This is a genomic window from Labrys sp. KB_33_2 (assembly GCF_052114505.1).
Taxonomy (GTDB): Bacteria; Pseudomonadota; Alphaproteobacteria; order Rhizobiales; family Labraceae; genus Labrys.
Map to the genome: position 1 here is coordinate 107,542 of NZ_JBFREW010000020.1, position 18,472 is coordinate 126,013.

At 64.7% G+C, this 18,472-nt stretch carries 26 protein-coding genes and 1 pseudogene; 24 read left to right on the plus strand and 3 right to left on the minus strand.

All coding sequences use genetic code 11. From position 1 onward, the window contains the following. Positions 1–4: 4 nt before the first annotated feature. From AB4037_RS29215 to AB4037_RS29245, 7 genes are all read left to right on the plus strand, one after another. Positions 5–190 carry a hypothetical protein gene (locus AB4037_RS29215; protein WP_441773880.1) on the plus strand — a complete coding sequence of 62 codons (186 nt, stop codon included), beginning with the start codon at positions 5–7 and terminating at the stop codon, positions 188–190. Positions 191–192: 2 nt separating this feature from the next. Continuing rightward, complete coding sequence (locus AB4037_RS29220) at positions 193–771, plus strand: head-tail connector protein (protein ID WP_441773881.1); 579 nt, start codon at positions 193–195, stop codon at positions 769–771. Beyond that, on the plus strand, positions 771–1,133 hold the full coding sequence (locus AB4037_RS29225; protein WP_441773882.1) for a phage head completion protein: 363 nt from the start codon (positions 771–773) through the stop codon (positions 1,131–1,133). Before AB4037_RS29220 ends, AB4037_RS29225 begins: the two co-directional genes overlap by 1 nt. 75 nt (positions 1,134–1,208) lie before the next feature. Beyond that, on the plus strand, positions 1,209–1,733 hold the full coding sequence (locus tag AB4037_RS29230) for an HK97-gp10 family putative phage morphogenesis protein (RefSeq protein ID WP_441773883.1): 525 nt from the start codon (positions 1,209–1,211) through the stop codon (positions 1,731–1,733). After that, positions 1,726–2,124: a DUF3168 domain-containing protein gene (locus tag AB4037_RS29235; protein ID WP_441773884.1), complete on the plus strand. Its 399-nt coding sequence runs from the start codon at positions 1,726–1,728 to the stop codon at positions 2,122–2,124. Before AB4037_RS29230 ends, AB4037_RS29235 begins: the two co-directional genes overlap by 8 nt. Positions 2,125–2,175: 51 nt before the next feature. Then, a complete protein-coding gene (locus AB4037_RS29240) occupies positions 2,176–2,637 on the plus strand; it encodes a phage tail tube protein (protein WP_441773885.1) in 462 nt (153 codons plus the stop codon). 13 nt (positions 2,638–2,650) lie between these two features. Further along, positions 2,651–3,058, plus strand: coding sequence for a gene transfer agent family protein (locus AB4037_RS29245; protein ID WP_441773886.1), 408 nt, complete (start codon positions 2,651–2,653; stop codon positions 3,056–3,058). Between the two features lie 167 nt (positions 3,059–3,225). Here the strand turns inward: AB4037_RS29245 and AB4037_RS29250 are convergent, their stop codons facing one another. Beyond that, positions 3,226–3,486, minus strand: coding sequence for a zinc ribbon domain-containing protein (locus AB4037_RS29250; RefSeq protein ID WP_441773907.1), 261 nt, complete (start codon positions 3,484–3,486; stop codon positions 3,226–3,228). 111 nt (positions 3,487–3,597) lie between these two features. Here AB4037_RS29250 and AB4037_RS29255 point away from each other — a divergent pair, with 111 nt between their 5' ends. From AB4037_RS29255 to AB4037_RS29335, 17 genes are all read left to right on the plus strand, one after another. After that, complete coding sequence (locus AB4037_RS29255; protein ID WP_441773887.1) at positions 3,598–6,420, plus strand: tape measure protein; 2,823 nt, start codon at positions 3,598–3,600, stop codon at positions 6,418–6,420. Continuing rightward, positions 6,420–7,070 (plus strand): hypothetical protein, encoded by a 651-nt coding sequence (locus AB4037_RS29260; RefSeq protein WP_441773888.1) that lies wholly within the window; start codon positions 6,420–6,422, stop codon positions 7,068–7,070. Before AB4037_RS29255 ends, AB4037_RS29260 begins: the two co-directional genes overlap by 1 nt. Further along, entirely contained in the window at positions 7,070–7,687 is a 618-nt protein-coding gene (locus AB4037_RS29265; protein WP_441773889.1) for a DUF2163 domain-containing protein, read from the plus strand. Before AB4037_RS29260 ends, AB4037_RS29265 begins: the two co-directional genes overlap by 1 nt. Before the next feature lie 42 nt (positions 7,688–7,729). Beyond that, positions 7,730–8,137 (plus strand): DUF6950 family protein, encoded by a 408-nt coding sequence (locus AB4037_RS29270; protein ID WP_441773890.1) that lies wholly within the window; start codon positions 7,730–7,732, stop codon positions 8,135–8,137. Then, complete coding sequence (locus AB4037_RS29275) at positions 8,137–10,605, plus strand: phage tail protein (RefSeq protein WP_441773891.1); 2,469 nt, start codon at positions 8,137–8,139, stop codon at positions 10,603–10,605. Before AB4037_RS29270 ends, AB4037_RS29275 begins: the two co-directional genes overlap by 1 nt. Further along, positions 10,598–11,074 carry a hypothetical protein gene (locus tag AB4037_RS29280; protein ID WP_441773892.1) on the plus strand — a complete coding sequence of 159 codons (477 nt, stop codon included), beginning with the start codon at positions 10,598–10,600 and terminating at the stop codon, positions 11,072–11,074. Before AB4037_RS29275 ends, AB4037_RS29280 begins: the two co-directional genes overlap by 8 nt. Further along, positions 11,074–11,448 carry a hypothetical protein gene (locus AB4037_RS29285; RefSeq protein WP_441773893.1) on the plus strand — a complete coding sequence of 125 codons (375 nt, stop codon included), beginning with the start codon at positions 11,074–11,076 and terminating at the stop codon, positions 11,446–11,448. Before AB4037_RS29280 ends, AB4037_RS29285 begins: the two co-directional genes overlap by 1 nt. A gap of 7 nt (positions 11,449–11,455) precedes the next feature. Beyond that, positions 11,456–11,920, plus strand: a complete 465-nt coding sequence (locus AB4037_RS29290; protein WP_441773894.1) for a hypothetical protein — start codon at positions 11,456–11,458, stop codon at positions 11,918–11,920. A 5-nt stretch (positions 11,921–11,925) separates the two neighbouring features. Further along, positions 11,926–12,348 (plus strand): hypothetical protein, encoded by a 423-nt coding sequence (locus tag AB4037_RS29295; RefSeq protein ID WP_441773895.1) that lies wholly within the window; start codon positions 11,926–11,928, stop codon positions 12,346–12,348. A gap of 99 nt (positions 12,349–12,447) precedes the next feature. After that, positions 12,448–12,813, plus strand: coding sequence for a hypothetical protein (locus AB4037_RS29300; protein ID WP_441773896.1), 366 nt, complete (start codon positions 12,448–12,450; stop codon positions 12,811–12,813). Further along, on the plus strand, positions 12,810–15,362 hold the full coding sequence (locus AB4037_RS29305; protein ID WP_441773897.1) for a carbohydrate-binding protein: 2,553 nt from the start codon (positions 12,810–12,812) through the stop codon (positions 15,360–15,362). Before AB4037_RS29300 ends, AB4037_RS29305 begins: the two co-directional genes overlap by 4 nt. After that, positions 15,359–16,054 (plus strand): hypothetical protein, encoded by a 696-nt coding sequence (locus AB4037_RS29310; protein ID WP_441773898.1) that lies wholly within the window; start codon positions 15,359–15,361, stop codon positions 16,052–16,054. The genes AB4037_RS29305 and AB4037_RS29310 overlap by 4 nt, the downstream gene beginning before the upstream one ends. A gap of 56 nt (positions 16,055–16,110) precedes the next feature. Then, positions 16,111–16,350, plus strand: a complete 240-nt coding sequence (locus AB4037_RS29315) for a DUF7940 domain-containing protein (RefSeq protein WP_441773899.1) — start codon at positions 16,111–16,113, stop codon at positions 16,348–16,350. Further along, positions 16,322–16,921, plus strand: a complete 600-nt coding sequence (locus AB4037_RS29320; RefSeq protein ID WP_441773900.1) for a glycoside hydrolase family protein — start codon at positions 16,322–16,324, stop codon at positions 16,919–16,921. Before AB4037_RS29315 ends, AB4037_RS29320 begins: the two co-directional genes overlap by 29 nt. Then, positions 16,918–17,271, plus strand: a complete 354-nt coding sequence (locus AB4037_RS29325; protein WP_441773901.1) for a hypothetical protein — start codon at positions 16,918–16,920, stop codon at positions 17,269–17,271. Before AB4037_RS29320 ends, AB4037_RS29325 begins: the two co-directional genes overlap by 4 nt. A gap of 28 nt (positions 17,272–17,299) precedes the next feature. Beyond that, complete coding sequence (locus AB4037_RS29330; RefSeq protein WP_441773902.1) at positions 17,300–17,485, plus strand: hypothetical protein; 186 nt, start codon at positions 17,300–17,302, stop codon at positions 17,483–17,485. Then, positions 17,482–17,811: a hypothetical protein gene (locus tag AB4037_RS29335; protein ID WP_441773903.1), complete on the plus strand. Its 330-nt coding sequence runs from the start codon at positions 17,482–17,484 to the stop codon at positions 17,809–17,811. The genes AB4037_RS29330 and AB4037_RS29335 overlap by 4 nt, the downstream gene beginning before the upstream one ends. On the opposite strand, the gene AB4037_RS29340 is transcribed toward AB4037_RS29335, so the two are convergent. Beyond that, complete coding sequence (locus AB4037_RS29340; protein WP_441773904.1) at positions 17,808–18,218, minus strand: hypothetical protein; 411 nt, start codon at positions 18,216–18,218, stop codon at positions 17,808–17,810. The genes AB4037_RS29335 and AB4037_RS29340 overlap by 4 nt on opposite strands. 17 nt (positions 18,219–18,235) lie before the next feature. After that, positions 18,236–18,472, minus strand: a pseudogene (locus tag AB4037_RS29345) (SOS response-associated peptidase); the annotation flags it as partial.

Here is an 18,472-nt window from a genome sequence, read left to right on the forward strand (position 1 = left end):
AGCCATGAAATTCGCAGTCAATCGCCAGCATCAGGGCGACAAGTTCTATATGCCAGGGGACGAGCGCGAGGCCGATCCGGCCGATGTCGCCCATCTTGTTCGGAGCGGTGTGCTCTCCAAGGCCGAACCGGCCCCGAAGAACAAGGCGGAGGTCCCGCTCGCCAACAAGAGCCAGAAGGCCGGAGCCTGATTATGCGGCTTTCCGTCGTGACGCCGGCAGCGGAGCCGGGCATCACGGTTGACGACGCGAAGCGCCATCTTCGCGTCGAGCATACCGAGGATGACACCTATATCGCCGGGTTGATCGAGGCGGCTTTCGTCTGGATCGATGCGCCCGACGGCTGGCTCGGCCGGGCCGTGCGCGAGCAGGGCTTCGAAGCCCGCTTCGCCGGCTTCTGCCAGCGTCTCGGCGGCTATCGGGTGCCATGGCTGTCCCTGCCGTTGCTCCCGGTCTCGGCTGTCACGTCGGTGATTTATCTCGACGACCGCGGCAATGAACAGCCGCTCGCGCCGGCCGACTACCGTTTTGCCGATACCGAGCTACGCCCGGCGCCTGGCAAGTCCTGGCCGGTCACGCTCGATGGCCCGGATACCGTGCGCGTCCGCTTCACGGCGGGCTATGCGGATATTCCGGCGCCCATCCGGCAGGCCGTGCTGCTTCTCGTCGGGCAGTGGTATGTCGCGCGTGAGGCTGTTGGGAAGAGCGACCAGGCCGAGCTGCCATTCGCCGTCTCGAATCTCCTCTCGCCCTATCGCGTCTGGACGGTCTGATGCTCGGCGCCGGCAAGAGAAATCACCGCATCCGCTTCGAGCGCCAGGCGGCGCATGACGACGGCTACGGCAATGTCACGCAGGGCTGGGAGGATCCGCTCGACCTTGGCTCGCGCTGGTGCGGGCTGTTGCTGCCGCCGCGGTTCGGGGCCGAGCCGGTCGAGGCCGGGCGGCCCCAGGCCAGCCAGCGGGCTGTCATCACGGTGCTGCGGGACGGCTTGACGACGACGGTCACCGAGGCCGATCGGGCCGTGTTCGTCGCCGGTCCCTATAAGGGACAGGTCGCGCAGATCCGTGCGGCGCGGCCGCGCACCGACAATGCCGAGATCGAGTTCGATCTTGAGATGGGAGTGGCGATCTGATGCCTCGCGTCGTCTTCATCGCCGATTTCGACTATCGGCCGAACCCACGCATCTGCGTCGCCTACAAGGCCGGCCATGCGCTCCTCATCCCTCGCGCCCATGCTGATGCCGCCCGAGCGGCCGGAGTTCTCGACTATGGCGATGAAAAATCGGGACAGGTTGCTGAAGAAGCTCGCCAGGATCAAGGACAAGCCCCGGGTGGCGATGCGCAAGGCGCTGCAGCAAAGCGCCGAGGAGATCGTCGCGCTGCAGAAGCGCCTGGCGCCGAAGCGGACGGGAGCCCTCGCCAATAGCATCGGCTACAGCTTCGGCGGCCACGTGCCCGACAATGCCAATGTGCGCGGCGTCGGGGGCGGGCAGGGCAGCGATCCGGATCTCACGGCGGTGATCCATGCGGGCGACAAGGATGCGTATTACGCGGCGTTCGTCGAGTTCGGCACCGCCCCGCATGAAGCGGGCGGGATGTTCGAGGGAGCGCAAAACCCGGGCACGCCGGCCCAGCCCTTCTTCTATCCCGCCTACCGGGCCCTGCGGAAGCGGGCAAAATCCCGCGTCTCACGCGCCGCGTCCAAGGCCATAAAGGAGGGGGCGAATGGCTGATCCTTCCCTCGCGCTGCAGGGCGTGATCTATCCCCGTCTCCAGGCTGATTGCCCCTCGGTTTCCGGCCGGGTCTATGATCGGCCGCCGCAGGCGGTGGTATTTCCCTATATCGGCCTGGGCGAAGTCCAGATAGTCGACGACAGCGCCGACTGCATCGACGGTGTCGAGGCCTTCATCACCCTGCATGTCTGGTCGCGGGCCGTCGGCCAGGTCGAGGCGAAGCGGATCGCGAGCGAGATTCATTCCAGCCTCAACGGCGCCGAACTCGACCTCGGCTCGGCCTGGCAATTCCACCTGATCGAGCATCGCAGCACCAACTATCTCAGCGATCCAGACGGCGTCACCACGCATGCCGTCATCACCTTCCGCGCCCTGATCGACGCGCGTTGATCCCATCCCTATCGCAACGCCGGCCGGGCCGGCTTTTCACAGGAGGCCATGATGGCTCGTCCCACGACTACTCCCTATGGCAAGGGCCGTCTGCTGATCGGCGATGGCGCGACCCCCGAAGTGTTTACAGCACCCTGTGGCTTCACGCAGATGAGCATCACGGTCGACAAGTCGACGAGCGATACGGTCGTTCCGGATTGCGATGATCCCGATGCTGCCGTGTGGACCGACAAGGGCGTCCAGTCCATGTCGTGGTCGTCGCAGATGCAGGGGGTTCTCGCCAAGGAAAGTTGGTCGCTCTATCGGCAGGCGACCTTCTCCTCGGCCTCGCGGAACATCCGCTATGAAATCGAAGGCATGGGAACTGGCCCCACCACGCCCGATCTTCTGCTTGCCGGGCGCGCCCACATCAAGGTGCAGTTGCAGGCGCAGCGCGGCGAGAGGTTTCAGGTCACGGTCGATCTTGATGGGGATGGTGAATTGGTGCCATCCGACATCAAGATCGCACCCTGATCGCCGGTGATCCATGGATTGCCAAACGACATTCACCTGGGCGGATGGGCGATACACCTTCGCCCTTCCGTTGCGCCAACTCGAGGAATTGCAGGAGAAGGCCGATTGCGGCCCTCTCACCCTATTTCAAAGGATGCGTGAGGGCGCCTGGCGCGACGCCGACATCCGCGAAACCATCCGCCTTGGCCTGATCGGAGGTGGCGTGGAGCCGACGGCGGCCCTTCGCCTGGTCGAGCGCTATGTCTATCCGGCTCGCCCTCTCATGGAAGGGCTGCTGCCGGCCCAGGCCATTCTGTCGGCGGCTCTTTGGGGCGTCGAGGACGATCAGCCAAAAAAAACACGGCGGGTGCGAAAGCGGAGGCCGCGCCCCGGCGAAACGGAAAACTCCGCTTCAGCGAGTTCTACGGCGCCGGAGCCGTGATGGGCTTCTCTCCGTTTGAAGTTGGAGCGATGAGCCTGTGGCAGTTCAATTGCTGCTGGTCCGCTTTCCTTGCGTCCAAGACCGGGGAGGAGGGCGTCGCGGATATGAGTGATGCTGAATTTGAGGCTGCAGCATCGATGATCTAGCCTCATGGCGGAGTGTATCCTCTACGCTAGCCTGTGGCCGCAAAACCGACAAACCTTAGCAGCTGCCCTGATCGTTTCTGCGCAGTCAGGGCAGACTTTGGTATCAGTCTGTAAATCGGAGAGTATAGCTTCACGCCTCCGGCGATCTGTATCCATCTGCCGCGCCCGATACTGCTCGGTTTCCCACTGTTGAGATGGAATATTGTTTGGGGCTGCCCAGTTTGTCCTGATGTTCAAATTTGGGAGGCATATAAGAACAATCAGCGCGAAGACGCTGAACATGAACCCCAAACAAAACCACCCGATACCGCTCCGGCCCCTATTGGCCGCGATGATGCCGCAGACAACAGCGAAGCAAACCCAGAGTATTAGAATTTCCACGAGGTGCCTCCCATGCCGACGGACGTTGAACGCCTCATCGTTACACTTGAGGCGAGCACGAAGAAATATGAAAATGCGCTCGCCAAGGCCAAGTCGCAGACCGACCGGCAGGCCTCGGCTATCGATCAGCGCTTCAAGAAGTTGTCGCAGCAAATCGATAGCAGCATGGAGCGTGGCAACAAATCCATGGCGCGCGGCTTCGACGCCTCCGGCATGTCGCGTTCGTTCAGCGGACTGGCGCAGAGCTTGCGCGGCACGACGGGGCTGATCGGCGTCGTCACAGCCTCGGTGGCGGCGGCCGGTGCGGCGGTGGTGAATTATGGCGACCGCTGGAACGCCACCGGCAATCGGCTGAAGACGGCTGGGATCGCGGTTCGCAACATTGGCGACGAGCAGAGCCGCGTGTCGGATGTTGCCCTCAAGGCGCATTCGGAGCTTGAAGCGACCGCTGATCTTTATGTCAAAATGCTCGGCGTGTCCCAATCTCTTGGGCAGTCGAACAGCACCGCGGCCGATGCGACGCAGGCCGTCGCTCAGGCGCTGTCGCTGGCCGGCGTGAGCGCGGATGCGGCAAAGGGCACCATCACCCAGCTCGGCCAGGCTCTTGGGTCCGGCGCCCTTCGTGGCGATGAATTCAACTCCATCATGGAATCGCTCGGCACGCAGAGCCCGCTGATCCGCTCTATTGCCCGGGAGTTCGGTGTCTCCGCCAATGAGCTTCGAGGTTTGGCCGCGGCAGGCCAGTTGACATCCGATCGCGTCTTCAAAGCGATCGTCGCTGCCAAGCCGGAGATCGAGGCTCTTGCTGACGGTACGGTTCCGACCTTGTCGCAAGCGTGGACTGATCTTGATACCGCGACCACCAAATGGGTTGCGACCATGGTGGGCGGCAAGGAGGCCGCCAACACCGTTTCCGAGGCGATGGCCAATCTCGCCAAGAAAATCGACGGGGTATCGCAGGCCTATGAGGACGCGCAGAAAAAGCGCCAAACCTTCGACGACGAAGCGACGCTGAAGGCGCCGCAGCTCATCCGGGACAATATCGCGGAGATCGAAAAGCAAATTCAGACGGAACAGGCAGCCGGCGCCAGCGATGACTTCCTCGCCGGCTTGCGCAGCGCCTTGCAGTCCGAACGGGATCGGTTGAAGGAGGCCGAGAAGGCTGCTGGCGTGAAGAAGGAGGAATTGGCGACCGTCCAGAAGATCAGCGATCTCCAGCAGGAATTGCTGCGCGAGGCGGCGCGCACGCGGGGCACCAGCGGTCATGCCGATCCGGTGCAGGATATGATCGACAAGCGCTCGCGCGATGCCGGCCTTTCCAGCAAGGAGGCCGAGATCGCCAAGGCGACCGACGACATCGTCGAGGCCATGAAGAAGGCCGGGACAAAGCTGTCGGGCTTCGCGCTTCAGGATGCCGCGCGTGCGCAGGCGGAGCGTGAGTATTCTCTTCGCACTGGCGTTCAGGCCACGGAGGCGATCGTCAAGGCCTATGTCGATCGGGTGGTGAAAGTCGAGAGTGGGGGCGATCCTCGTGCCAAGAACCCGAACAGCTCGGCGACTGGCGTCGGCCAATTCATCGAAAGCACCTGGATCGATCTGTTCCGCAAATACTATCCCCAGCAGGCGGCAACCATGGGCCGCGATGCCATTCTCGAATTGCGCAAGGATGGCAATATCTCTCGCGACCTGATCGAGAAATATGCGGCCGAAAATGCCGCAGTCCTCCAGAAGGCCGGCGTGTCGGTGAATGAGGCGGCCTTGCAGCTGTCGCATTTTCTTGGTGCTGGCGATGCCGCCAAGGTATTGAAGGCCGCGCCCGGCACGCCCCTGCAGGGACTGATCAGTCAGAAATCGATCAACGCCAACCCCACCATCCTCGGCGGAGGCCGCACGGTCGACGATGCGATTGCCTATGCCCGGCGTCGCGCCAATGACACCCGTGTCGCAGCAGGCGATCTCACGGCCGACGAGCGGCGTAAGCAGACGCTGGACGAGATCATTCAACGAAATCAGCAGGATATCGACGGCCTGAAGCTCAAGGGGGCCGCCCTTACGCAGACGGCATATCAGGCCGAATATCTCGCCAAGCGCCAGGAGCTTCTCAACGAGGCGACGCAATCCGGTATCGCGCTGACGCCGCAAGTCGTGGCGTCGCTAGAGGCGGAGGCTCGGAAGTATGCAGAGACGGCCGTCCAGCAGGACAATCTCAAGAAGAAGCAGGACGAGTTGATCGATGCGCAGCGGGAGTTTGCTTCCCTCGCCGTCGATGGTCTTACGGGGCTGATCGACGGCTCCAAGGATCTGAAGGGGGCCTTGGAAGACGTGCTTCAGAGCTTGATCCGTCTGGTTTTGCAGGCGGCGCTTCTCGGTGAGGGGCCGCTAGCTGGGCTCTTTGGTGGCAAGAGCAATAGTGGCGGGCTCCTGGGCGGACTGATCGGCGGTTTGTTCAAGGCAGAGGGCGGGATTGTCACTGGACCTGGAACCGGAACGTCAGACTCGATCCCGGCCCGGCTATCCAATGGCGAGTACGTGGTGCGTGCTAGCCAAACCAAGAAGCATCGCGCCTTGTTGGAGCGTATCAATGGCGGCGGATCGTTGGCTTTCGCCAATGGCGGGTATGTCAGCCCACGCCTTCCGACCAGCTTCAGTGTTTCTGCTGCAGCTGCTCCATCTGCGCCCGGCCTCATCTTGAATATGCCCATGAGCTTCGATGCTCGCGGGGCCTCCACCGACGCCATCCCGGCCCTTCGCCGGGAGATGCAGATCATGCGTCAGCAGATCAGGCAGGAGGTTCCGAAGCTCGTTCTCAATGCGCGCGTGCGAGGCACACTCTGATGACGATCACCTATCCCCGCGCGATGCCGGCTGGCTGCCAGGCCACCGACACCATGCGGATGATCCGGTCGGAGGCGGCCTCGATGCTCTCTTCCGGCGCCACGCAGGCGATCCAGCTCGCGCCGCCGCGGTGGCGCTGTGACTACACCACCAAGCCGCTCAGCATGGCCGAGCGGCGGCCGTGGCGCGCCTGGCTGGACAGCCTGAACGGGGCAATGCGCACCTTCCTGGGCCATAGTCCACTGCAGATCTGGCCGGGCGCCTACCCGGGCGGTTTTGCCGGCATGAACCGGGCTTCGGGTGGCGCCTTCGACGGCACGGCGCAGGCCTCGGCCGTGACGGCGACGGGGATCGCGATCATCGGCTTGCCGGCCGGTTTCGTGCTGGGGGCAGGCGATATGCTCGGCCTGGTCCAGAACGGCAAATACGGGCTCTACCGGATCCTCGAGGCCGTGGTCGGGGCAGGGAACGGCACTGCCTCGGTTTCCTTGTCTCCGGCCGTGAACACCAGTCTGTTTTCCGTGGGCGCCACAGTGAATTTCGCCAAGCCGGTCTGCGAGATGATCCTCGATCCGGCGACTGCCCCCGATGCCTCGGCCGAGCTGTCGCGCAAGCCTGTGACCTTCACCGGCATTCAGAGGCTGTACTGATGGCCCGCGTCATTTCGCAGGCCTTGCTCGATGCGCTCAAGGCCGGGCGCGTCGCCAGGGCCGATCTCCTGCTGTTCGACTTCCCGTCGGGCCTCTACGGCTTCTTCTCTGGTGAGGGCACCTTCACCTATAACGGCGTCACCTATAAGGGCGCCGGCTCGCTGTTTCAGGTCGACGCGATCGGCGGCGTTTCGGACGGCACGGCCGTGCCGATGAATATCCGCCTCAATGCCTCGGCCGAGCTGCCGATGAACATGCTCGCCTCGATCGAGAGCGAGATATATCGCGGCCGTCCCGTTACCATGGCTCGCGCCTATTTCGATCCTGACAGCTACGCGCTGCTATCGGTGGAGACCGTGTATCGCGGCTATATCGATACGATCGACCACGTCGAGAGCAAGGGAGAGGGGGCGATCGGCGACGCCAGCCCCGGCGAGGCCTATCTCGATGCGCATGTCGAAAGCCGCGCCCTCGACATGGGCCGCTCCGGCTGGCGTCGTCGCTCGGATGCCGATCAGCGCACGCTCGATCCGAGCGACGGCTCGCTGCGCTACCTGCAATCGACGGCCACCGCTGAAATCTGGTGGGGCCGCGTCACGCCCGCCCGGGCGCGATAGTTCGCGCCGGGGCACGCTGACGCCCTTCAAGGGAATTCCTTCATGACACGTCTGGAAGGCTGGGAAAGCGCCCTGTTCGAGGCGCTGGCTCCGCATATGGCTGCGCCCTTCGAATGGGGCGCCTCGGACTGCTTCCTGATGGCGATGGATGCCTTGCGCGCCGTCACCGGGGAAGATCCCTATGGCTGTCATCGCGGCCGCTACAAGACGGCGGCCGGGGCCATGAAGCGCATTCGCGGCAAGGGCTTCCGCGACCTCGAGGGCGCCATGGATGCGATCTGCGAGCGCGTGGTGCCGTCCCTGGCGCGGCGCGGCGACATCGTCAGCATCGTTGCCGATGACGGCATCGCGCTCGGCGTCGTGGTGGGCACCGTCATCCTCTGCAAGGCGCCGTCGGGCGTCCAGATCAATCCACTCTGGACGGCGCTGCACGCCTGGCAGGTGGGCTGATGGGGTTCATTGCCTCCGCCATCTCCGCCGTCGTCGGCTTCATCGGCTCGCTCAGCGTCGGCGGCTTCTCGATCGGCCGGGCGCTGCTCGGCATTGGCCTCTCACTCGGCCTGTCGGCCCTGCAGAAGCTGCTGGCACCGAAGCCGAAGGCGACGCCTTCTGGCGTGCAGCTCAATCTGCAGCTTGGCTCCGATGTCGGCCGCCAGGTCGTGTTCGGCCGCATCGCCACGCGCGGGCATCTGGCCTTCTTCCAGACATACGGCAAGGAAAACAAGCGGCTGGAGCTGGTTTACATCCTGTCCGAGGGGTGGTGCGACGGGCTGGAGGCCGTCTGGATCGGCGGCAAGAAGAAGACGCTGACGCAGCTCTCGACCGACGGCAACGGCCTCACCACCTATTCGATCGAGGGCTATGGCGGGCTCGCCTCGGTGCGTTTCCATGACGGCCGCCCGGGCCAGGCGGCGGATGCGATCACCGTCGCCAATTCGGCCAGCCGCTTGACGATGAACGATCGCTTCGCCGGCATGTGCTATGCCGCCGTGACGCTGGTCTATGATCCCGACCAATTCGCATCGGGGCCGCCTGAGTTCACCTGGCAGATGCGCGGCTACCGTTGCTATGACGTGCGCAAGGACAGCACGGCGGGGGGCACCGGCCTGCATCGGCTCAATGATCCCGCCACCTGGCAGTGGACGGAGAACGGCGCTCTTCACGGCTACAACTTCCTCGCCGGCATCGTCGCCGAGGGGCAGGTCGTTCTCGGCCCGGGCATCCCGGCCTATGATCTGATCGCCTCGACATGGATCGCCGCCGCCAATGTCTGCGACGAGACCGTGGCCCTGACGGCGGGCGGTACCGAGCCGCGCTATCGCTGCGCCTATGTGCTGGTGGCAGAGGATGCCGATTTCCGCTCACTGATCGAGCCGGTGATCCAGACCATGGCCGGCTACCTGATCGAGTATCAGGGCGCGTTCGGGCTTCTGGCTGGCGCGGCGCAGGTCAGCGTCGTCACCATCACGGATGCCGATTTCCGGGTCGGGCCGGAACAGCGTTTCAGCCTGGGCCTGTCGCGTACCGAGCGGACCAACGAGGTCTATGGGCAGTTCGTCGATCCGGCTGCCGGCTACCAGGCCAATTCCTATCCGCCGATCATCTCGGCCTCGGCCCGGGCGGAGGATGGCGAGCCCCTGCGCGTCTCGCTCGACCTCGCCGCAGTGCCGTCGGGAACGCAGGCGCAGCGCATCGGGACGGCCCGCCTGCGCGAGACCCGGGCGCAGGCGAACGGCACCTTCACCCTCGGCAATCACCTGCTGTTCCTCGATCCCGGCGACTGGATCACCTGGCAGTCGGCCCGCTATGGCTGGACGAAGCTGTTCCGGGTGATGACGCGTCAGCTCAATCTCGACGACAGCATCACGGTGGCCCTGCGCGAAGTGAACTACCAGATCTATGCCTGGTCATCCTCGGATGAGAAGCCGATCGAGATCCCGGGCGGCGCGCCCGGCGATCCCGGCTATATGTCGACCGTATCGAGCTTCTCGGCCGAGGCGATCATGATCGACGCGGAATCGGGTGCGCAGCGGCCAGCCGTCAAGCTGACATGGACACCGGTCGCCGATCCGACCGTCGATGCGGTGATCATCGAATATCGCCGCATCAATGCCGTGGCGGCGACGCGCCTGCGCGACGACAGCCCGGAAGACGGCGCCTATGTCTTCGATACTGTCGGGGCAGGGGATCAATACGAGTTCCGCGCCACGATCGCCACCACGCCGGTGCGGCCGACGACATGGACGACATGGGTCGGCGTGCAGGTCGGCCAGTCGCAGCTGCCACCTGGCTCGATCAATTTCGACGATCTCGCCCAATCGGCCAAGGATGCCTTCAAGCCGATCGTGCCGATCCGATATCTGGCGCTGGCGACGATCGAGGAGGCGACGCAGTCCTTCACGCAGGAAACCTCGAACCATGTGCAGGACACGAATGCACGCGCCTCCTTCACCAGCCAGATCCGGCTGCAGGTAAGCGCGACCGAGGCGCTGGCGACCAAGCTGGAGATCCTCGAGGCGCAGGTCGGCGAGGATATCCAGGCGCAGATCGCGGCGGAGGCGACAGCGCGTGCCAATGCCGACGGCGCGCTCTCGCAGCGCATCGACACTGTGAGCGCCACCGCCAACGGCAACACTGCGGCGATCCAGACCGTGAGCCAGGCGGTCGCGACCGTCGACGGCAAGATGTCGGCGACCTGGATGGTGACGCTCGACGTGAACGGCAAGATTTCCGGGATCAAGTCCTACAATGACGGAACGGTCTCCTCGTTCCAGCTGACGGCCGATCACATCATCATCAACGCGCTTGCCGATCTCAGCATCAACACCGGATCGCTCAACGTCTCCGGCGACATGAATATCGGCAACAAGATCTTCTTCCGTCCCGGCTCGAACCCTCGGATCGAAATCTATGACTGATATCTGCCGCCTGATCCTCGGCGCCGACGGGCATGGCGCCTATGGCGTCTTCGCCACCTTGCCTGGCCACGATGCCCGCACGGCCGATCCCGCTGACGCCTTGAAATGGGCCTTCCGGTCGGACTGGCCGCGTGTCGAGAACCTGCACCAGGTCGGACGGGTGACAAACATAGGATCCGCTATCTATGGCGGCGCGCAGTGGAACACGATTACCGTTTCCTTCCCGGTCTTGGGCTATATCCCGTTCGTCTCCCTGCGTTGCGAACGGGGGATCGGCACCATGCAGGATGATCCATGGTGCAAGGGCAATTACGTCGAGCAGGCCTATTTCTCGCCCTTTCGTGTCTTCTCCAAACTGGACAGCTTTCGGATCGAGGGTGCCATCGGATCGAGCCAACTGCCTGCATCGCCGGCCTTGCCGCAAAGTGCGATCTATTTCGTCTGGAAAATCCCTGTTCCGGTGTCGTGATGTTGCGCGTTCTGTTTTCTGCCAATCCGGCACGGTTCCGGGTGTCGAAGCCGGGTTTCGATGCCGGCACCGGTGCAACGGACGACATGCTGATCGACACCGACAATGTCACCGCCAAGGTGATCACGGCCGGGCGCCTGCAGCTCGGGACAGGGAGCCGCGTCATTCCGTTCGGCGTGACGCAGCCTTCAATCCCGGCCGTCGACCTGCAGAGTTCGGACGGCGCCGGCTATAGTCTGGTTCCGTTTCGCAAGTGGGGGTATGCGCAGGCCCAGGTGACCTGCAAGCCGTCCACAACGGATCTCACTTTCTCGAATTCGGGCGCGACGGTCTGGCTGACCTATATCGTCGTCGCGGTGACCTTACCGGCATGAGGCGTCCATGGGATTGAGAGCGCGTTTCGGCTTCCGCCCCAGCGACGGCAAGCCACAGTTTCGCATCGTCTTGCCGGGCGTCGACAGCGACAGCGCCACGCTGGCGCAGATCGTGTTCGATGCCGACTATGCGGCGGCGCGGCTCGCCTATAGCGGTTCGATCGCCTATTCGGGATCGTCAAGCAAAGGTTTCCAGCAGATCCTGACCTGGCCCGACATGGGGTATATCCCGTTCACTTTGGTCGCCCTCTACAGCGCCACCGGCTACCGCTACTATCAATCAGATGCGCCTTATGGCCCTTATGGCCCAGCCTGGGCAGGCGAGGCAGTCATGCCGTTCACCTATATGGCCACCTGGGCAGACATCAATTGCAGCGATGCCACCGTGACGCGCACAGGCCTCCAGGCCCGCGGCACTTTCAGCTTCACCGGCCGCCTCGCTTACGCGGTCTTTGCGATTCCAGCAGGGTAAAATCCATGATCATCGAATATATGGGGCGGCACGGCTTTGCGCCGGGCATGATCACGCACGTCATCATGATCTATCGGCCGGAACTGGTCGACCATATGCGTGCCAATGGCGTCGCCTTCATCGAGGTCGACGAGACATCGGCCGATCCGGACAGGCGTTATGTCGATGAGCGCCAGATCAAGGATCGGCCGGTCGCGCCGATTGCACTGACGGCCAGCCAGATCGTCGCCGATGGCGCCGACACGGCGATGCTGCAGGGCGTACCAGCCGGCTGGGAAATCCGCATGGACGGCAGCCCGTTCGGCATTGCGGACGGAACCGATATCGAGATCGTTTCGAGCGAGCCGCATGCCTACGCGATCGAGATCGTGGGCCCTTGGCCGTTTCAGCCTTGGCGCGGGCAAGTCGTCGCCGTTGCAGCGGGCTGATTTCCTCCGGCACCCAAACAATGATCAACACATTGTAAGCGCTGCCATTTCTACCGATTTCCTCGCCGTCCTCCGGGGCGGTTTTTTCATGGAGCCATCATGAAACTTACCCTTGCTCCCGACATGGTCGCCAGGCGGGCCGAGGCCGAGGGCCTGGTCGATCGGCATTTCGGGCCGGAGATTGGCCGCCTCTGCCAGTTCGGTGATCTCTACCGCCGCAAGGTCGAGGAGGCCGAGCGCTGTCTTGCTGGCGGCGGATGCGGCCCGTTGCTGGTGGCGGAACTCTCGGTTCGTGGCGGCCCGGCTCGGGACCGCGCCGAAGCCATCCTGAAACGCGCCGAGAAAGCGCGCGCTGGCCTCGCCGATATCGAAGCCGCGCGCCTCGCCGCCAAGGATCGGGTCCGCGCGGCCGCTACGCCTGCCGCACTCGAAACCGTCCTGTCCGAACTGGGAATTTCGCGATGAGCAATCTCATTCTCGCCGTCACCGTGACCTGTGCGGCCGGCTCCACGGCCGCGGCGATCGCCGGCAATCCGATGAAGGGCGACGGGTTGGCGCCGACGGTTACGGAAGGCGCCTGGCTGATCGTCACCATGGGCGGCGGTGTCTTCGCGCAGGTGCCGGTCGCGGCCGATGCGACCGCCGACAATGCCCTGACGCTGCTGCATCCGCTGCCGGCCGCCGTGACGGGCGCTGCCGGCTGGGTGGCGGTCGATCCGGACAAGGACAGCGTCGCCATCGCCACCATGCAGGCGGTGCAGGCGATCCGCGCGCGCTTCACGCCCGCCTCGGTCTGGTTCACCGGCAATGGGCCGCCGTCGAACGATATCGGCGTCGATGGCGACCTCTATCGCGACTATAGCGAAAGCCCGCCGATCGAGTACCGGCGCGACAATGGCGCCTGGGGCATCTCGCCGGCCGCGACCGTGCTGCCGTGGAACGCGCGCGGCGAATGGGCGGCCGGCACCACCTATGCCAAGCAGGATCTCGTCACCTATAACGGCTCCTCCTGGCTGTCCCGGGTCGATGCCAATACCGGCAACACGCCGACGACGGCGGCCGCGCAGTGGCAGCTCGTCGCGCGCTCCGGCGATCAGATCCTGATAGGGGCAGGGGCGCCGGCTGCCGCCCTCGGCGTTGACGGTGCCGCCTACATCAACACCAGCAATGGCGACCTCTACAAGAAGTCGGCCGGCGTCTGGGGCTCGCCGCAGGGCAATATCAGGGGGCCGCAGGGGATCCAGGGGGCGCAGGGCGTCAAGGGTGATACCGGCGCCCAGGGGCCGCAAGGAGTGAAGGGCGATACCGGGTCCCAGGGGCCTCAGGGCGTCAAGGGTGATACCGGCGCGACGGGTGCGGCTGGGCCGGCCAATACCCTTGCAATCGGCACGGTACAGAGCGGAGCGAGTGCGGGCGCCACTATCACGGGCACGTCACCAAACCAGGCATTGAACTTGACGTTGCCCAAGGGCGACACCGGGGCCACAGGCGCGACAGGCCCGGTCGGGGTAGCCTGGAAGGGCGCCTGGTCGAGTGCGACGGCCTATGTCGTGAACGATGCCGTCACCAGCAACGGCTCCTCCTATCGCTGCAAGGTGGCGCACACGAACCAGGCCGTCACCAACGCGACCTATTGGGAGCTGCTCGCGCAGAAGGGGGCCGACGGCACCGGGACCGGCAACGTCACGGGGCCGGCCGCTGCCGTGGTCGATACCGAAGTTGCCATCTTCGACGGCACCACGGGCACGCTGATCAAGTCCGGGGGCGTGCTGTTCTCGCTGGTAAGCCGCCTCAATCGCGACCAAACCTACACCCAGCCGCAGCGCTTTGCGGCCGCCACGTTCGCCGCAGGTTTCGCCGCCTACTTCAATGGTGACGCCTATATCGCGGAACGGCCGCCTGGCGACAGCTCTCCGTCGCTGGCCTGCACGAGTTTCGTGCGGCGCCATGTCGGTAACTTCGCCGGCTTCGTCTTTGCCAACGCTAACGTCACGCTGGGGGCAAACGACCACGGCAAGGCGGTGCAGGCATCCTCCGCGACGGCTTTCAACATCACCCTGCCGGTCGGCGGCGTGTGGGGTGCCGGCGCGGCGGGGCCTGCCATCACCATTTTCAACCATGGCACGGCCGATGTGACCGTCGTCCGCCAAGGCAGCGACTTTATCTATTGCCCGCCTGCCGGCCTGGGCGGTTCCAATACATCCCTAACGCTGCGCTCGGGTGAGAGCGTGATGCTCATCAATCGCGGCGGCACCGAATGGGATGTCTGTGGCGGAAGCTGGCTGACCTCCAATGCAACGCCGCTCCCTCCAAAGGCGATTGCCGGGCTGAGCGCGGGCTTCGCCGTCGGCGATCTGCTCTATGCCGACAGTGCCTCGACGCTCGCCAAGCTTGCCGACGTTGCGGGCGGCAACGTGCTGCGCTCCGGCGGCGTCGGCGTGGCGCCCTCCTGGGGCAAGGTCGGGCTGACGACGCATATCACCGGCACGCTTGCCGTCGCGAATGGCGGCACCGGCCTGACCGCGCTTGGAACGGCCCTGCAGGTGCTGCGCACCAATGCCGGCGCAACGGCAATGGAATGGGCGACGCTGGGCTCGGCTGCCTCGGCGGCTTCGACCGATTTCGCCACGGCCGCGCAAGGCACCAAGGCTGACACGGCCGTGCAGCCGGCCGCGCTGTCGGCCTTTGAGAAGGCGGGCGAGCAGGTCGGCATCAACACGCAGACCGGCACGGCCTACACCCTCGTGCTCGCCGACAAGGGCAAGATCGTCGAGATGAACAATGCGGCGGCCAATACGCTGACCATCCCGGCGAATGCGACTGTCGCGTTCCCGGTCAACAGCCGGATCGACCTGTCGCAGTTCGGGGCCGGCCAGACGACGATCGCGGCCGATGCCGGCGTCACCATCCGTTCGGCGGGTGGCAAGTTGAAGCTGACGGGGCAGTATTCCGGAGCGACGCTCTATAAGCGCGGCACCGACGAATGGGTGCTGGTTGGGGATCTCACAGCATGAGGTTCGGGCTCGGTTTCGTCGCCGCCAAGTCTGCGGCCCTGCCCGTGGTTGGCACCTATCGCTCGCAGCTCGGCCAGGCTGCGGGGGCGTCGCTCACGCTCTCGAATGTCGACATCGGCACGGCGTCGGCAAGCAGGCTCGTCGTCGTGCTGGCGATGGGCCTCAACACGGCGCTTGTCGCGAATCCGACCTGCACCATTGGCGGGATCGCCGCGACGCTTGTCGCCAATCAGCAGAACGCGCTCTCGGGCACGTCCGACAACACCTGCATCTTTGCGGCGTTCGTTCCGACGGGGGCGACGGCGACGGTCGTCGTCACCTTCGGGGCGAGCATGAATCGCTCCCATGCCTCGGTCTATACGATCGACAACGCCAAGTCCGTGGCGCCAGACACAACGGCAAAGCTTGTACTCAAGGGACAAACTTCGGGTGGTGCCAAAAACATCACGCTCAACGGCGTTTTGGCGAACAGCTTCGCCATCGGCTACTGCCACACCTACACCTCGAGCGTGCTGACGCACACCTGGAGCGCGCCTTACGTCACGGACGTAAACGCCATTGCCAATGCGAACTCAAGGTGCAGCAGCGCCAGCAACAGCGAGGCGGTTGCCGGCAACAAGACTCTGACCTGCACACTCAGCTCGACGACGGCCATCAATGGCGGCGCCATGATCGGTGCCTCGTGGAGCTGATCGCCGGCTCGCGTCTCTCCCGCCGCGCTTGACCAACCCTTCACGGATCTCTCGACATGAAGCTCGTCACCAATTGGCGCGCGGTGCTGCGCCATGCCTGGAGCGTGCGCCTGCTGCTGCTCGCTGCCGTGCTCTCCGGCCTCGAGGCGACCCTGCCGCTGCTCGCGCCCTATCTGCCGATCCCTGATCGCCTGTTCGCCGCGCTGACCGGCCTCACGGTCGGGGCGGCCCTGTTTGCCCGCTTTCTCGCACAGAAGGGAGTTTCCGATGCCGGTCCAAAAGATCAGGCCGACTAAGCGTGCCTCCGCCGCCATTGCCGCCGTGCTCTCGGTGGCGACGGCGATCGGCGGCATCTGGTACGTCAAGCCGCCCGGCGCCGAGGCCGTGCCCGCTGCCGTGGCGCTGGCGGCCGATACGCTGATCAAGCCCTGGGAGGGGCGCGAGCTGCGCGCCTATTTCGACCGCATCGCGCGGCCGCCCCGCTGGACGATCTGCGACGGCGACACGCAGAACGTCAGGGCCGGCATGGTCGAGACGCCGTCAGGTTGTGACCGGCGCCTCAAGCGCCGGCTCGGCGATGAGTTCTATCCCGGCCTCAAGGCCTGTATCGACGGTTTCGAGAAGAGGCCTCTCGCCTGGCAGGCGATGATGATCTCGCTCGGCTGGAATGTCGGCGTGCCCACGGCCTGCAGCTCGACGGCCGCACGGCTCGGCCGGGCAGGGCAGTATCAGGCCAGCTGTATCGCGGCGACCGCCTACAACAAGGCAGGCGGCCGCATGATCGTCGGCCTGGTGAACCGCCGCGAGATGGGCGACGCCTCCCGAATCGGCGAGGCCGAACTCTGCGTGTCGGGGCTGCAGCCATGAGCATGGCCCTGGCCTTTCTCTCGACCGGCCTCGGCCGGGCCGTGGCCGCGATCGGCATCGTGATCGCCGCCTATTTCTACGGTTACAGCAGCGGCCGCGACGAACAGGCGAGGCTCGACAACGTCGCCGCCCTGAAGGCCGAGCTTGCCGCCACGAAGACGGATCTGGCCATCGCCTCCGCCCTGGCCGGCATCGCCGAGGACGAAACCCGCGCGGCCGAGCGGGCCGTCGCCGAAAACCGGGACAGGATCGATGATTACCAGAAGGCCTTGGCCGCCAGGCCGGATGCTCGCTGCACTCTTGGCCCTGACGACGTGCGCCGGCTGCGCGCGATCAACTCCGCCCCTTGAGCGGGGGCTGCCGCCGACGCCCTCGCTGATGGCGCCGGTTCCGGTGCCGGCGATCCATGAGGGCGGGGATGCTCGCCTGCTGGCGGCGCAGGCGCTTGGCTCGACGGTAGCCGCGAATGACCGCCTGGCGCGGTCGCGGCGCTGGTACGAGCAGCTTCGGCGCTGCTACGCGGCGCCGGCCGATCCCACCTGTGCGAAGGAGGCAAGGCCATGAATGACCAATCTGCGAGCGAGAAAGAGCATTGGGTCGTGGACAAGAAAATTCCGGTTGCCCTCGTGATCACCCTGCTTGTCCAGACCGGTGGCGTGGTCTGGTGGTCGAGCCAGCTCAACAGCCGCGTCAACATGATCGAGGAGCGGAACCTCAAGCTCGAGATCGAGATCGGCAAGCTGAAGGACAATGGGGGCGAGATCCGTGAGCGGTTCGCGAAAGCCGAGACGACAATGCTCGCCTTCGTCGAGACGACGCGGCGGATCGAGGTCAAGCTCGACCGGTTGATTGATGATCGCGCCCTGCCGAGGCCGAACGGGCCGCGCTAAGACGTTGCCCGGTGGAAAGTAGTAGCGCCGATCTTGGCGGCTCGCTCGGTGATCTCGCTGACCTCTTTGCCGTTGAGGAGCCAGACCAGGCCCATAACGTCATAGCGGGTCAGCGGTGCCACGGGATGCAGGCTGAAAAGGTCTTCAGCGGTCCAACCCAGTTTGGCGGCCTCGTGGCCCCAATCGGCCAGGAACTCAATTGCGTCGAGCTTTGCTTTCTCCCAGCGCTTCGGGTCTATCGTCGGGTTCGTCTTCATGAGCTTGGCCAGCTCATCAGCGAACGGGCCGGCATAGGCTGGGGCTCGAGCAAGGGCGGTTGACATCGGCATCTCTCCGTCAAACGGCAGGTCGAACAGCATCTCAGCAGGGTCGGCCATCGATTCTACCTCGGACAGATTGAGCGACATAACGGTTCGGATTCGGTTTATTTGCTGGTTGCCGGCCGGGGCACGATCACGAGCTGATCATCTGGCAGCGGGCGCTGCAGGAACTTGGCCTCACCCCATGGCGCCCGCAACCACGTCTCACGCTCCTCAGCAGTCGTGAGGATCACGGGCATGGCCTTGGCGTGATGCGGTTTCACGACTGCATTCGGCTCCGTCGTCAAGAACCCGAAGACATCTGCCGTGACCTCGCCCTCTTTCACCTTCCGGACCGAGGT